The sequence below is a fragment of the Reichenbachiella sp. genome, from assembly GCF_039941815.1.
In the GTDB taxonomy this organism is placed as follows: domain Bacteria; phylum Bacteroidota; class Bacteroidia; order Cytophagales; family Cyclobacteriaceae; genus Reichenbachiella.
The window spans coordinates 382,054-396,345 of sequence record NZ_JBDVDW010000065.1; the positions used below are offsets into that span (position 1 = coordinate 382,054).

Below are 14,292 nucleotides of genomic sequence, written 5' to 3' on the forward strand. Positions count from 1 at the left end.
AGTCTACATAATTAGTAGTCTCTACTCAATAGAGCGCGACATACACTTTGCCCGGAAGTGATTTTACCGCTCCCTCAAACTCCAGACTTAGCAAACTGCTCACTGTTTCGTTGATACTCATTTGAGTTTTCCAACTTAACTCATCCAGCTGTAGTCCAGATTTAGAATCTATCAGGATTCGCATGATTTTTTGCTCCGCAGCCTTCAACTCACTTATGTCAATCTTAGTTTTAGCAGGTTTCACTTCGCCTTTTTCCCACCCCAACAGGTAATTTAGATCGGCAACACTGGTATAAATATTCGCCTTTTGTGATCTGATCAATCCATTACATCCTTCTGAGTATTTGTTTTGCAAGGTTCCAGGCACAGCGAACACCTCTCTATCATAAGAGTGGGCAATATTGGCTGTGATCAACGCGCCACCTTTATTGGCAGCCTCCACTACGACAAGTGCCTCCGACATACCGGCGATGATCCGATTTCGCATTGGGAAATGGTGAGGATCTGGTTTCACTCCGGGCAAATACTCACTCATCCACGCTCCATCAGCAAGCATCTCTTCTGCTACCTGTCGATGCGCTGCCGGATATATTCTATCCAGACCACCCGCAAGAACAGCTACCGTAGGAAGATTATTTTTCAACGCAGCGCGATGAGCGGTTATATCAATTCCGTAAGCCATGCCACTCACTATCACCGCGTCATATCCGGCGAGATCTTCCACAATCTTCTGAGTAGTTTGCCGGCCGTATTCGGTAGCGTTTCGAGTGCCTACAATGGCAATCATTTTTTGATTTTCAAAGCGAGTCGAGCCTTTAGCGTAGATCAGCAAAGGCGAATCATTGACTAATTTTAATAGTGACGGATAGTCTTTGTGGTAATAAGGAAGGATCTGAATTTTATAATCAGCGCACTGTCTCATACATTGCTCGGCCTTGTCTAAGAGATCCATTGAATTGAGCGCCTCTATCGTCTTGTTTCCGATGTTAGGAATTTTCAGCAGAGCCCCTTTTTTCTCCTTAAATATAGCAGCGGCCGAGCCACAATAACTGATCAGTTGCTTGGCCAATATATCTCCAATACCAGGTGCAAGCTTCAGTGCATGCACATAGCGTGCTTCTTCTTCATTCATAGAATAAGCAGGAGTAAATGTTTAAATAAAATCTAATTAATTTCCTATAATACCGTCTCGAAGTTCTACAAGGAAACTCTTTATTCCCTTTAAGGACTGGATCATGTCAATCTTCTCCATGGCAGCGTTGGCATCGTTCTTAATAAAGTCCCTAGCCCCATGAAGGGTATATCCCTTCTCTTTTACCAGATGATATATCATCTTGATTTTCTTGATATCATCAGGTGTAAATTGCCTATTACCTTTTCGATTTTTTTTAGGACTAATAATATCAAATTCTGTTTCCCAAAAACGAATAAGTGAAGTAGCAACACCCAGATCATCGGCAACTTCGCCAATGGTATAATATCTTTTCGTTATTTCCTTTTCTTTGTACGGCACAATTCTAATCGTTAAGATAGGTAATAAAACCTGAATCGTCAATCAATAATTTAGATTCAGGAAAATCTTTTTTTGTCAGCTCACGGATCACTGAAATTGCTCGCTTTTTAGGGTCAATTTTTGGACCGCCAGCGCCTGGTTGGTAGATAGGAATCAATCGGCCGTGCAGAAATTTACCCTCACCGTCTGTACTAATTTTCACAATTGGAGCGATTCCGTTGACCCCGCGCAAATTGAATCTACCATAGGTACAGAAATTTCCCATGCTATAAGTAATGAAGCGATTCTGGTATACTTCTATCGCTCTTGAAACATGCGGTCCATGACCAAAAACTACATCTGCTCCGTGATCAATTACGTCATGAGCAAACTGATATACATTCCCTCTGTTTTCACCATAAAAGTTCTCAGTTTTTCGAGTGACATGCTGATATTTCGACCCTTCCGCTCCTGCATGAAATGATACAATCACCACGTCTGTCAATGAGTCCAAATGAGATACTACTTCCATCGCCCGGGTTTGATTGTGAATACTGACCGTTCCGATGTTCGGAGAAAAAGCCACCATTCCATATTTCATTCCGTCGATCATAAATATAGTCCAGGGTTTGCTCAATAATCCTGCATAGTTTATCTGGAGGGAGTCCAGTGCCCTCGTGGTATTCTTTCTACCCGGCTCTCCAAAGTCACCGGCATGATTATTAGCGAGACTCACAACATCGAACCCGGCCTCTTGCAGATTGATCAGGTACGACTCTGGAGTTCTGAACAAATAACACAGTTTTGGATTTCTACAAGTTTTTTGATCCCCACCCTCATTTAGGATCACTCCTTCCAGATTTCCGAAGGTGACATCAGCCTGCCTGAGCGTGTCCGATACTTCAGCCCAAAGCCCCTTACCATCATTTCCTGGTAGATAGTGAGCGGCTGGAAAATTTGTCCCCATCATGATATCACCAACACCAATCAACGTAAGCGTATCTTTTATCAGTCTTGAAAGGGAAAGGTCCACCTCTTCCGACAGGGAATACAGTGTATCCTGATTGGTGGTAATCCAGTATTCAGGCTCTACATGCACAGTATCTATATCTTCTGCCCCATCTTCCACAGGAAGAGTAGATACTATTTGCTGTGGCTTACAGGCTACAACAAAAAGAGAAATGAGTATAAAATGGAGCAGTCGCTTGAACATGATCCAAAATTAGAATTGATCGAGTAAATCTTCCTTACCTAAGCTCCAGAAGTTTTCCACAATAGACTAACAAGCATAAAAAAAACCTGATCTTTCGATCAGGTTTTAGATTTCTTTGCCTTCTAATATTTTAGAAGGATCCTAAGGCTTGATTTTCTATAGAGGCCAGTCTAAGGATTTCAGCATATTCTGTAGGATTCAGGTCTTGATGGAAATAGTGAACAGGGTTGATACGTTTGCTGTCCTTATGCACTTCATAATGCAAGTGTGGCGCTGTAGATCGGCCTGAGTTTCCTACATATCCTATGCATTCTCCTCGCTTGACCTTCTGCCCTTTCTTTACATTAAACATTTCCATGTGAGCATACTTTGTCACATATCCAAAGCCATGATCAATCTCAACCTGTCGTCCGTAACCTCCCAAACTGGAATGAACACGCTTGACGACACCATCTCCGGTTGCATAGATCGGTGTTCCCTTAGGTGCCGAGAAATCGATGCCCGGATGTAGTTTTCTTACTTTTAAAATAGGATGGACTCTCATTCCAAATCCAGAAGACAATCTCTTCAACTCCTTGTTGGATACAGGTTGAATGGCAGGAATAGCTGCGAAAAACTTGTCCTTATTTGCCGCCATATCCAGTAGCTCATCATAGGACTTGGTCTGGATATACATCTGCTTTTTAAGATTATCCAACCTCTGATGAACATTCACAATCAGTTCGGTTCTCTCTAAACCCTTACTTGTCAAGTTTCTATAACGATTGACTCCACCGACTCCTGCATCACGGATAGATTTTGGAATAGGCTCTGCTTCGAAGATTACTCGATATACATTATCATCTCTTTCCTGCAACGAGGCCAACATATCTGAGGCTTCTACCAGTTCTTTTTGTAGTAATTCGTAATAATATTTGAGTTCTTCGTTCTCTTTTTCTAATCGAGCCTCAACAGGTGATTGAAAATAAAGATTATAGGTATAGAATATACCTACTGCAAGTATCAAAGAAAAGGACAGAAAGCCCATCGAGTTGAGGACGATATCCCATGAGGAAACTTTGACGCGTTCGTACCGACAAGATTCGGTATCGTAATAGTATTTTATTCTAGCCATATTAAATCAGAATATCCTAACTTTGTGCTTCGTTTTTCGGGTGGTTGTTAATATTTCTACTTAACGGCTTTAAATATTACAATTATGACCGCAATTTAATACAATTTTTTAAATAACAAATAAATTCATTCGCAAGCGATTGAATATCAATATATTAGATGGAATCAAAAGAAATTAGAAAACGGTTTTTACGCTTTTTTGAGCAAAAACAGCACGAAATAGTACCATCAGCACCTATGGTCATTCAAAATGACCCTACCCTCATGTTTACTAATGCTGGAATGAATCAGTTTAAGGATTACTTCTTAGGCCATTCCGAACCTACATCTAATAGAATCACAGATACTCAAAAATGCCTCAGAGTCTCTGGAAAACACAATGACCTTGAAGAGGTGGGCATGGACACCTATCACCATACCATGTTCGAAATGCTCGGCAACTGGTCTTTTGGTGATTACTTCAAAAAAGAGGCTATTGCATGGGCGTGGGAGCTGCTCACTAAAGAATTTAATCTACCTGCAGACAGAATGTATGCCTCTGTATTTGGCGGAGATGATGCTGAAGGCCTGGCTATGGATCAGGAAGCCTATGATTACTGGAAAGAAATAATTCCAGAGGACCGTATTATCAATGGATCTAAAAAAGACAACTTTTGGGAAATGGGTGAGACGGGCCCTTGCGGACCGTGTTCAGAAATCCATATTGATTTACGTACAGATGAGGAAGTAGCAGCTACGCCCGGAAAAGATTTGGTAAATATGGACCATCCACAAGTGGTCGAGGTCTGGAACCTGGTTTTTATGCAGTACAACAGGCTCGCTAATGGCTCGCTTCAAAATCTACCGGCGCAGCACGTAGATACCGGAATGGGCTTCGAACGGTTGGCCATGGCTATCCAAGGGAAAAAGTCGAACTATGATACAGATGTCTTTACTCCGCTCATCAATTTTATGGCTGATAAAGCTGGGGTAAAATATGGTGAGGACGAAAAAGTAGATATTGCGCTAAGAGTCATCTCCGATCATATCCGTGCCATTGCATTTGCAATAGCCGATGGTCAGTTGCCCTCCAATAACAAGGCTGGGTACGTGATCAGAAGAATTTTGAGACGGGCTGTAAGATATGGCTATACGTTTCTAAATCTCAAAGAGCCATTTCTCAACACTATGGTTCCCATATTAGCTGATCAGTTTGATGGTATCTTCCCTGAATTGATTGCACAGAAGGATTTTATCGAAAAAGTAATCCGAGAAGAAGAATTATCCTTTTTGCGCACGCTAGATAAAGGCCTATCTAAGCTGGACGTGATCATCGAAAACGTAAAAAATGGTAGCAAAATAATAGATGGCGCTACTACTTTCGAATTATATGACACCTATGGTTTCCCGTTTGATCTTACTTCCCTTATTGCAAGAGAAAATGGTCTAAGCATAGATGAAGAAGGTTTCAATAAGGAAATGGAGGTTCAAAAGAATCGTTCTAAAAAAGCGGCTGAAACTTCGGCCGGTGATTGGATTGAGTTGAAGCCAATTGAGGAAGTACAGTTTCTTGGATATGAATCGCTAACGGCCACTTCGAGCATAGTGAAGTATAGAGAAATTGAAGAAAAGGGTAAAAAACTTTTTCAGATCGTACTAGACAAGACTCCATTCTATGCGGAAAGCGGTGGGCAGGTAGGTGATACTGGATATATCTCAGCAGGAGATCAAAAAGTGAGTATCATCAATACTAAAAAGGAAAACAATCTCATCATTCATTTTGCTAATGAATTACCCAAACAGCTTGATGCTGAATTTGAGGCTGTTGTCAACAAGAAAAAACGAAAGCTGACAGAAAACAACCATAGTGGGACTCACCTACTCCATGCTGCTCTACGGCAGGTACTAGGCGAACATGTACAGCAAAAAGGATCTTTAGTCAATGAGAAAGTACTTCGATTTGACTTTTCACATTTTTCAAAAATGACCGAGGAGGAAATAGCTGAAGTTGAGAAAATTGTGAATCAGAAAATTCGTGAAAACATAACTCTCAGCGAGCAGCGAAATGTTCCAATTGAGAAAGCCAAAGAGATGGGCGCGATGGCTCTGTTTGGTGAGAAGTACGGTGACTTTGTAAGGGTCATCACCTTTGACAAGGACTATTCAGTAGAATTGTGTGGAGGCACCCATGTACCTGCTACCGGCACCATTGGTATGTTGAAAATAATATCTGAGGGCTCTGTAGCTGCTGGTGTAAGAAGGATCGAGGCGATTACAGCTGATAAGGCTGAAGAGTACTACCAAAAACAAGATGAGCTGGTACATCAGGTCAACGAATTGCTAAATCACCCCAAGGATCTGGTAAAGGCCATAGCATCTCTTGTGAAAGAAAAGCAGGATCTGACCAAAACGATAGAAACAATAAACCAAAAGGAAGCTGGTGCACAAAAAGAGGTGCTCCAGAAATCCCTTCAATCGGTCAATGGATACAACATTTTGATATCTGAAGCTCAATTGCCTGATGCCGAGGGATTGAAGAAGCTTTCTTTTGAATTTAAGAACGAATTAGACAACCTTATAATGATAGTGGCGGCAAACATTGCCGGCAAACCCCAAATTTCGATAATGATTTCTGAAGAGTTGGTAAAAAAACTAAACCTTCATGCAGGCCAGCTAATAAAAGAACTGGCTCAGGAAATCAAAGGTGGCGGCGGAGGACAGCCATTCTATGCAACCGCTGGTGGTCAGGACCTCAGTGGATTGCCAAGAGTGGTAGACAAAGCCAAAACCATAATAAATGAAATCACAAATTATTAAAAGGTTTTGAAAGACATATTAGAGAAATACGACCTGGTAATCGGGCTGGAGATTCATGTGCAACTCAATACAAAAAGTAAGCTTTTCGCCTCCGACAAGAATAGCTTTGGTGATACGCCAAATACGAACTTGAGCCCTATCACACTGGCACATCCAGGTACTTTGCCCAGGCCAAATCTATCGGCTGTGAGTCATGCAATCAAAATGGGGCTGGCTTGCAATTGCGAAATAGCGCCACATACCACTTTTGATCGTAAAAACTACTTCTACCCAGATCTCCCAAAAGGATATCAGACTACCCAGGACCAGTATCCCATCTGTGTAGGCGGATATCTGGACGTAAAAAGCGGCGAGCAGACAAAACGCATTCGTTTCAACAGGATTCATATAGAAGAGGATGCCGGCAAATCATCTCATGATGCACAGCATGACGGGTCTCTGCTAGACTACAATAGAGCGGGCACTCCGCTTATTGAAATGGTAACGGAACCGGAAATCAGCTCGGCCGAAGAGGCTGCTAATCTCCTCACTGAGATTAGGAAAATAGTAAGGTACATCGATGTGGGTGATGGTAATATGGAGCATGGCTCGCTTAGATGCGACGCCAATATATCGCTAAAGCCAAAAGGAAGTTCGACCTTAGGCCGAAGAGTGGAAATAAAAAACATGAACTCTATTCGCAATGTACAGCGTGCGATCAAGCATGAAATGATAAGGCAGTCTGCCTTGCTAGATGCCGGTAAATCTGTATTGCAGGAGACTCGAGGATTCAATGATGAGACTGGTGCCACGATAGGCCAAAGAACCAAGGAGGAGGCCAACGATTATCGTTATTTCCCATGCCCGGATCTATTACCCATAAATATCTCTAAAGATTGGATAGCCGAAATTCGTGCGACTTTACCCCAACTTCCGCACGAAGTACTGGCTGATCTTCAAGAAAATTATGGTTTGAATCTCTACGACGCCGAAATCATAGCGGAGTCCAAAGGGCTGTCTGACTATTTCTATGAAACCAGCAAATTGTCTTCTCATTACAAAAGAATAGCCAACTGGATCATAGGTCCGATCAAGAGCTATCTTAATGATTCGAATATTTCTATAAAAGCCTTCGTGATTACCCCAGATATTCTATCAGAAATAATTGAGCTGGTCCATGAAGACAAGTTAAGTTTCTCTACCGCTTCCACTCGTCTACTGCCTGCTTTGATTAGCGACCCAAACCAGTCTGTGTTAGCCACTGCGCAACAGTTGCAACTACTACAGAGTGATGATCAGGATGAGTTGAAGGAGATCATTCTACAGGTAATAGACGATATGCCTGATAAGGCAGAGGCTTATAGAAATGGAAAAAAGGGTCTCCTGGGGCTATTTATGGGTGAAGTCATGAAAAAAAGTGGAGGAAAGGCTAATCCGAAAGTGGCAAGCCAATTAATTGCTGAAATATTAGATAACTAAACCTGATTGGCTTTTTCTCGTTGAAAAATCCTGTCGGAAATGATAAAGAATTATGATTAAAAATACATTAATACCCGTCCTGCTTATCGCTTTAATAGCTATCTCATGCTCTGACACAAAAAAAGTAAGCATCTCTGGAAACTATGAAACTCCTCTTGAGGATCAAATGGTGAAAATCGAGCTGGTAAAAAATAATGAGCTGGCAGTGGTAGATTCATTCTACCTAGACCCCTCTGGGGCCTACGATCGTACGATATCAATTCCTGAGGCAGGTTTCTACCGAGTGAATTTTTATAATCGACACCTCACCAATGTCATACTTAATGACTCAGATGTAGAGTTGATCAAAAATTTAGATGATCCACGAGGAGGCTATAAAGTGGCAGGTTCTAAGGATATGGATTATATCTATCAACTAGCTCAATTGCGTCAAGATTTCGAGCAGCAGTCGCAACAACTCAACGGAGAATTTATCAAGGCAAGAAACAGTGGTGACGTAACAACACTCGAAGACATCCGCAATAGATTTATGCAGATGAAAGCGGACAATGAGAATAATATTAAAGCTGCCATTATGGGAATGGATTATTCCATAGCGGGAATTCTAGGCACTTCTTTTCTTGACGAAGAAAATGAATTCGATTTTCTCGACAGCCTATCCGACAAATATCAAAACGAACTGCCTAATTCGAGTTATACTAAAGAACTGGTCGAAAAAGTAGAGTCCTATCGAAGGCTAGCCATAGGCTCTATGGCTCCGGATATCGCTCTACCTAATCCTGAGGGAGAAGTAATCTCTTTGAGCTCGTTCAAAGGCAAATACGTAATGATTGATTTTTGGGCTGCCTGGTGTAGACCATGCAGAATGGAAAACCCAAATGTGGTTCGAATGTATGAAAAGTACAATGAGAAAGGATTTGAAATTTTTGGTGTGTCGCTGGACAAAACCAAGGAATCATGGATAAAAGCAATAGGAGACGATCAGCTCACTTGGGCTCAAGTTTCGGATCTTAAGTATTTTGATTCTGAAGCAGCTAAAACCTATCAAATAAATGCGATCCCTGCAACTTACCTGATAGATCCGGAGGGAATCATCATAGCTAAAAATCTTCGTGGACCTGAACTGGAAGCTAAACTCAGGGAGATCTTTGGATAATCACACATTAGACTAATGAAATAGGGTTTTTTTCAACAAATTCTTTTAATTTGACGGCCATTCTATAAAACCCACCTACCCGCCTCGTAATTAGTAAAAGGTTGAATATGTTGAACCGAGTGAGAGCTTTCTCATTTGAGCGTCTGCTGTATACGTTCGATCGTGCATCATGATGCTTATCAAAAAGCAACCCGATGATTGCAAAAAAGACCATTATAGACCCAGTTGAGATTCAAATTCAATTAGAGACCGCCTTCAGAGAAAGGGTTAATAATATTGATTATTCAATATCTCTTGCCAGCGAAGCACTCAATAAAAGTAAGGAAATCAATAATGCTCAATTGATCGCATGGTCCAATGCCTACCTGGCCTATTTTAATATGATCATTAGTGATCATACCGCATCAGAAACTCAGGCAAATATCGCCATGGATATTTTCGAAAAGAGAGATGATCGAAAAGGCCTCGCGCTTACCTATTTCACCCTTGGAAGTATCCAATATAAAACTGACAACTATCACCTAGCGCTCAAACATCTATCAGATAGCTATCAAATGTATCAGGCAGCGGGTGACAAACTCGGACAGTCGAGAGCTTTGAAAGCCATAGGGTCAGTATATGAATTTTTCGAAGAGTACGACAAGGCTGAGGAAACCTACGGTAAATGTATCGAACTCAGCAGCGAAATTGATGATTTGAACGGTGTATCTAATGCATTGAATCCTCTGTCAGGAATACTGATTAGGAAAGGTCTTGTGGATGAGGCACTAAAAATTATTAAACGAAGCATTCGATTAAAAAAATCAACCAACGATCAACGAGGTCTTGGTTTTGCATATTATGGCTTAGGCAAAGTGTATTTGGCACAGAAAAAATACGATCTCGCCGGACAGTATCTATCCATGAGTTATGATATTCACTCTGCCATGAACGAGATAGTAGGCTCCATGATGACTCTGAACAAGCAGGGCCAAATGCACTTCTCAACTGGAAATTTTGATCTGGCCAAAAGGCTTCTTACTGATTGCATTCTGAAGGGTGAAAAATCCAAACATTTTCTAATCACCCATAAATCTTACAAAATACTTTATGAAATCCACAAGAAGGAAGAAGACCATCAAAAAGCTCTTGAATATTTGGAATTGCACCTGGCACATAAGGAAAAGGTAATAAACAAAGAAACCAAGAACGTAATCAATAGCATACAATCTATGTCTCGCCTCGAGCTGCTTGAAAAAGAGACCAGATGGCAAAAAGAGGTGAACAATAAAATAGAAAGGAAAAACAAAGAGCTGGACTCCTTTGTATATAAGGTCTCTCATGACCTCAGAGGGCCAATTTCCTCGCTTATGGGATTGTTTGATTTGGTGAGTTATGAAGTCAAAGATCCAAAGGCTTTAGGTTATTTTGAAATCTACAACAAACAGATCGTTAGGCTAAATGGTATCTTGATGGATTTTTTAAACCTTATCCAAATCAAAGAAAAGGAGATACAGATCGAGGAAATAGACTTCGAAGCATTGATTGAGGACTGCCTGAATTCCTTTGAATACCATCAAAATTTTCATAAGATTAATTTTGAAGTTCGGATCAAGGAAACTGCAGCTTTCCGATCAGACAAAAGTACGATCATTTCGATCCTTCAAAATCTTTTGGAGAACTCAATCAAGTATGCCAATCTTGATGGTGCTCCTTTCGTCAAAATTCACATTCACGAAGTTGAGGAGTCCATTTCAATAAAGGTGACAGACAATGGCCTTGGAATTCAAAAAGAAGATCAGAAGAAAATATTTGATATGTTTTACCGATCGCATACAGATATTAACGGCACAGGGCTGGGTCTGTATATTGTAAAATCTGCTGTTGAAAAGCTTTCTGGTAAGATTACGGTCAAAAGCAAAGTCAATCAGGGTTCAACGTTGCAAGTATTATTGCCATTCGTCAGCTCTTAAATACCTGCTGCAATACTCCCCAAAGTTTCTTTCTCAAATCCGTAGAGCCGGAAATATTAATCAATGAATCCGCAACGATAATCTCTATTCCATCCATGGTAGTAGCTGCGTATTGCATAGTACTTACTGCTATGGGTAGCTTATGGTTAGGTGTGAATGCTATTACCTGTTTATATCCATTTATTTCGGGGTTGGTCACTGCTACATTTAGGAAATCCACTATTGCTATCGACTTACCAATGGCTCCCAGAATTTTATCAAGATACTCCTTATCGCCAACAGCAAGTTCTGGCTCCGATGGGTTATCAAAGATAATTAGGATGTCATTGCTCGGAATAGGTTTCTCCAGTACTGGTTCGGGCTCATTGGCCTGAGCCTCCTGACTATCATCTGAATAACTTGTAGTATCCTTAGGGTCAACCGCTTGAGCCTCGGCTTCTCCTTTTTCGTCGATCAAGTAAATATTCTCATTGATCAAAAATTTTAGAAAATCGTTCGAATCAGTCATTTTCAAATATTGATTTTAACTCCGTCGCATCTTTGGGATTCATCTTTTTCGCTAAAACCAGACGAAGTTGACGACGTCGAAGTGCCCCGGCGTACATTTCTTTTTCATCATCCGTTTCTGGAATCACTTCGGGTACATCAATTGGGCTTCCTCCTTGATCAACCGCCACAAAAGTGTAAAATGCCTGATTACTGCTGATTTTTTTACCTCCGGGTATATCTTCAGCGGATACATCTATAAATACCTCCATTGATGAGTTGAAAGATCGAGTCACCTTCGCTGTCAAAGTCACCACGTTACCCAAAGCTATAGGTGCGGAGAATGATACATTGTCTACCGAGGCTGTCACTACTATTCTATTCGAATGACGTTGTGCGGCGATGGCTGATGCAACATCCATCCAATGCAGAAGTTTGCCTCCCATGAGGTTGTTGAGCGTATTGGTATCATTGGGCAGTACCAATTCCGTCATAATGGCCAAGGATTCCGAAGGTGTTTTTTTCTTTTTTCTACTCATATATCTATTTTTTCCAGCCATCGTCGCCTAGCAAAGGCACAAAGCTAAAGTTGCTATATTCTTCTTTTGTTATACTCTGATCCGCTTGCTTAGTCAATCGAAGCATCTTTTGTAGCTTCATATCACCTACAGGTATGACTAAATGACCGCCTACTTTGAGTTGATCAATCAATGCTTGTGGTACCGTGGGTGCTCCAGCAGTAACTATTATACCATCATAGGGAGCAAATTTTTCACACCCCAAGGAACCATCACCAATTACAAATTTTGGCGTGTATCCCATATACTTAAGCATTTTCTGAGCGACAAGCGAGAGGTTTTTTTTGTATTCAATAGTCACAAGCTCTGCTCCAATTTCAACCAATACGCAAGCCTGATAGCCTGAACCAGTTCCTATTTCAAGAATCTTACTTCCAGATTTCACCTCTAACAGATCGGTTTGAAAAGCAACAGTATAAGGTTGTGAAATTGTTTGTCCTTCTGCGATTGGAAAGGCCTTATCCTGATAGGCATGATCAACAAAAATATCATCAAAAAACCAGTGACGTGGGATTTTCCCAATGGCATCCAGGACAGATTCATTTGATATTCCCTTTTCACGCAATTTGCGTACGAGGGCCCGTCTCATGCCTTTGTGTTTATAACTATCCTTCATTTCCATGAGCTGTCAAAATTAGAAGATAAATTAATTATTGATCATTTCACGACAGGTATATTTTGACTAATCTTACATTATTATCATATTTTACAAACTTATTAAGCATGTTCACAGGCATAATCGAATCCGTTGGAATAGTTAGATCCATTGATAAAAGTGGGACCAACTTAGACTTCACTATTGAAAGTCCGATCAGTGACGAACTAAAGATCGATCAAAGTGTAGCTCACAATGGTGTATGCCTAACTGTAGTAGAGCTTGGAGAGGGCTGGCACAAAGTCACTGCTGTAGAAGAGACATTAATCAAAACAAATTTGGGTGAGCTAAAAATAGCTGACACGGCTAACCTGGAGCGATGTATGATCGCTAATGGCCGTTTTGATGGTCATATCGTGCAAGGACACGTGGATCAAACTGCTAAGTGCACCAATAGAATCGAAAAGGACGGAAGCTGGATTTTTGATTTTGAATATGATTCAGGCCCCGGAAATGTTACCGTAGAAAAAGGATCTATTTGTATCAATGGGATCAGTCTGACCTGCTTCAACTCTACCGATAGCAGTTTTTCAGTGACAATCATTCCCTTCACTATGGATCATACCAACTTTGGAACACTGCAAATTGGACATACCGTAAATTTAGAATTCGATATTATTGGGAAATATGTTTCTAAACTTTTAAATAAAAACTAAATTAACAGATTGAATAAAACTAACGGACTTAGGCTATGGCATTGAATTGCATGGTAGTAGATGATGACGAGCTCGCCAGGCTCATGATCAGAAAATATGTTGAGAAAACAGATTTTCTGGAAATGACTCATGAGATGTCTAATGGCATCGAAGCTTCCAACATTCTACTGCAGAAAGATAACCCTGATGTAGATATCATATTTCTAGATATAGAAATGCCTGAAATGTCAGGGATAGAATTGATGGAATCTTTGACCGCAGACTATCAGGTAATTATGATTACCTCCGCAGAGAAATATGCGGTAAGAGCTTTCGAGAAAAATGTCACTGACTATCTGGTGAAACCTTTCAGCTATGGTCGATTTCTAAAGGCAGCAGTAAAAGCGAATGAAACATTGGAGAACATTCGCAAGAAGGCCGAGAGCTTCCATGAGCTTTATGTGAAATCAGATTCTCGTATCTATAAAATTATTTTGGATAATATTCTATTTATCGAGGCCATGGCAGATTATGTCATCTTCAATACAATCAAAGGCAAGCACATAGTGCATCATACTATGAAAGGCATCGAAAAGAAACTACCTGCCAGTACTTTTGGTCGTGTGCATCGCTCCTATATCATCAACTATGACAAGATTGACTACTTTGAAGATATGAATGTAGTCATCAATGAAAAATACATTCCAGTAGGAGTTTCCTATCGGGAAAAGGTATTTGATCGACTCAATATGTTGTAG

13 protein-coding genes are annotated in these 14,292 nt (G+C 40.7%); 6 read left to right on the forward strand and 7 right to left on the reverse strand.

Annotated elements, in window-relative coordinates; translation table 11 throughout:
• Window positions 1-25: 25 nt before the first annotated feature.
• From dprA to ABJF11_RS18810, 4 genes are all read right to left on the reverse strand, one after another.
• Complete coding sequence (gene dprA / locus ABJF11_RS18795) at window positions 26-1,132, reverse strand: DNA-processing protein DprA (protein WP_348121718.1); 1,107 nt, start codon at window positions 1,130-1,132, stop codon at window positions 26-28.
• A 36-nt stretch (window positions 1,133-1,168) separates the two neighbouring features.
• Window positions 1,169-1,513 (reverse strand): MerR family transcriptional regulator, encoded by a 345-nt coding sequence (locus tag ABJF11_RS18800; RefSeq protein ID WP_348121719.1) that lies wholly within the window; start codon window positions 1,511-1,513, stop codon window positions 1,169-1,171.
• 4 nt (window positions 1,514-1,517) lie between these two features.
• Window positions 1,518-2,705: a CapA family protein gene (locus tag ABJF11_RS18805; RefSeq protein WP_348121721.1), complete on the reverse strand. Its 1,188-nt coding sequence runs from the start codon at window positions 2,703-2,705 to the stop codon at window positions 1,518-1,520.
• 130 nt (window positions 2,706-2,835) lie between these two features.
• Window positions 2,836-3,819, reverse strand: coding sequence for a M23 family metallopeptidase (locus tag ABJF11_RS18810; RefSeq protein WP_348121722.1), 984 nt, complete (start codon window positions 3,817-3,819; stop codon window positions 2,836-2,838).
• A gap of 158 nt (window positions 3,820-3,977) precedes the next feature.
• Between ABJF11_RS18810 and alaS the strand changes: the two genes are divergently transcribed.
• The 4 genes from alaS to ABJF11_RS18830 all read left to right on the forward strand — a co-directional run bounded on the left by alaS (window position 3,978) and on the right by ABJF11_RS18830 (window position 11,180).
• Window positions 3,978-6,614 carry an alanine--tRNA ligase gene (alaS, locus tag ABJF11_RS18815; protein WP_348121723.1) on the forward strand — a complete coding sequence of 879 codons (2,637 nt, stop codon included), beginning with the start codon at window positions 3,978-3,980 and terminating at the stop codon, window positions 6,612-6,614.
• Window positions 6,615-6,620: 6 nt separating this feature from the next.
• A complete protein-coding gene (gatB, locus tag ABJF11_RS18820; RefSeq protein WP_348121725.1) occupies window positions 6,621-8,072 on the forward strand; it encodes an Asp-tRNA(Asn)/Glu-tRNA(Gln) amidotransferase subunit GatB in 1,452 nt (483 codons plus the stop codon).
• 52 nt (window positions 8,073-8,124) lie between these two features.
• A complete protein-coding gene (locus ABJF11_RS18825) occupies window positions 8,125-9,228 on the forward strand; it encodes a TlpA disulfide reductase family protein (RefSeq protein ID WP_348121727.1) in 1,104 nt (367 codons plus the stop codon).
• Window positions 9,229-9,422: 194 nt separating this feature from the next.
• A complete protein-coding gene (locus ABJF11_RS18830; RefSeq protein WP_348121728.1) occupies window positions 9,423-11,180 on the forward strand; it encodes a tetratricopeptide repeat-containing sensor histidine kinase in 1,758 nt (585 codons plus the stop codon).
• On the opposite strand, the gene ABJF11_RS18835 is transcribed toward ABJF11_RS18830, so the two are convergent.
• From ABJF11_RS18835 to ABJF11_RS18845, 3 genes are read right to left on the reverse strand one after another with little or no spacing between them, the layout of a single operon-like run.
• On the reverse strand, window positions 11,170-11,688 hold the full coding sequence (locus ABJF11_RS18835; RefSeq protein ID WP_348121730.1) for a hypothetical protein: 519 nt from the start codon (window positions 11,686-11,688) through the stop codon (window positions 11,170-11,172). The genes ABJF11_RS18830 and ABJF11_RS18835 overlap by 11 nt on opposite strands.
• Window positions 11,681-12,205 carry an acyl-CoA thioesterase gene (locus ABJF11_RS18840; RefSeq protein ID WP_348121731.1) on the reverse strand — a complete coding sequence of 175 codons (525 nt, stop codon included), beginning with the start codon at window positions 12,203-12,205 and terminating at the stop codon, window positions 11,681-11,683. Before ABJF11_RS18840 ends, ABJF11_RS18835 begins: the two co-directional genes overlap by 8 nt.
• 4 nt (window positions 12,206-12,209) lie before the next feature.
• A complete protein-coding gene (locus ABJF11_RS18845; protein ID WP_348121732.1) occupies window positions 12,210-12,833 on the reverse strand; it encodes a protein-L-isoaspartate(D-aspartate) O-methyltransferase in 624 nt (207 codons plus the stop codon).
• 134 nt (window positions 12,834-12,967) lie between these two features.
• Between ABJF11_RS18845 and ABJF11_RS18850 the strand changes: the two genes are divergently transcribed.
• Both ABJF11_RS18850 and ABJF11_RS18855 read left to right on the forward strand, forming a co-directional pair.
• Window positions 12,968-13,555, forward strand: a complete 588-nt coding sequence (locus tag ABJF11_RS18850; protein ID WP_348121734.1) for a riboflavin synthase — start codon at window positions 12,968-12,970, stop codon at window positions 13,553-13,555.
• A gap of 35 nt (window positions 13,556-13,590) precedes the next feature.
• Window positions 13,591-14,292 carry a LytTR family DNA-binding domain-containing protein gene (locus ABJF11_RS18855; RefSeq protein WP_348121735.1) on the forward strand — a complete coding sequence of 234 codons (702 nt, stop codon included), beginning with the start codon at window positions 13,591-13,593 and terminating at the stop codon, window positions 14,290-14,292.

Bases quoted from the DNA above. Each gene is read 5' to 3' on its own strand.
- ABJF11_RS18840 (WP_348121731.1), bottom strand. From the start codon at position 12,205: ATGAGTAGAAAAAAGAAAAAAACACCTTCGGAATCCTTGGCCATTATG.
- ABJF11_RS18805 (WP_348121721.1), bottom strand. From the start codon at position 2,705: ATGTTCAAGCGACTGCTCCATTTTATACTCATTTCTCTTTTTGTTGTA.
- dprA (WP_348121718.1), bottom strand. From the start codon at position 1,132: ATGAATGAAGAAGAAGCACGCTATGTGCATGCACTGAAGCTTGCACCT.
- ABJF11_RS18845 (WP_348121732.1), bottom strand. From the start codon at position 12,833: ATGAGACGGGCCCTCGTACGCAAATTGCGTGAAAAGGGAATATCAAAT.
- ABJF11_RS18810 (WP_348121722.1), bottom strand. From the start codon at position 3,819: ATGGCTAGAATAAAATACTATTACGATACCGAATCTTGTCGGTACGAA.
- ABJF11_RS18825 (WP_348121727.1), top strand. From the start codon at position 8,125: ATGATTAAAAATACATTAATACCCGTCCTGCTTATCGCTTTAATAGCT.
- ABJF11_RS18835 (WP_348121730.1), bottom strand. From the start codon at position 11,688: ATGACTGATTCGAACGATTTTCTAAAATTTTTGATCAATGAGAATATT.
- alaS (WP_348121723.1), top strand. From the start codon at position 3,978: ATGGAATCAAAAGAAATTAGAAAACGGTTTTTACGCTTTTTTGAGCAA.
- ABJF11_RS18830 (WP_348121728.1), top strand. From the start codon at position 9,423: ATGATTGCAAAAAAGACCATTATAGACCCAGTTGAGATTCAAATTCAA.
- ABJF11_RS18850 (WP_348121734.1), top strand. From the start codon at position 12,968: ATGTTCACAGGCATAATCGAATCCGTTGGAATAGTTAGATCCATTGAT.
- ABJF11_RS18855 (WP_348121735.1), top strand. From the start codon at position 13,591: ATGGCATTGAATTGCATGGTAGTAGATGATGACGAGCTCGCCAGGCTC.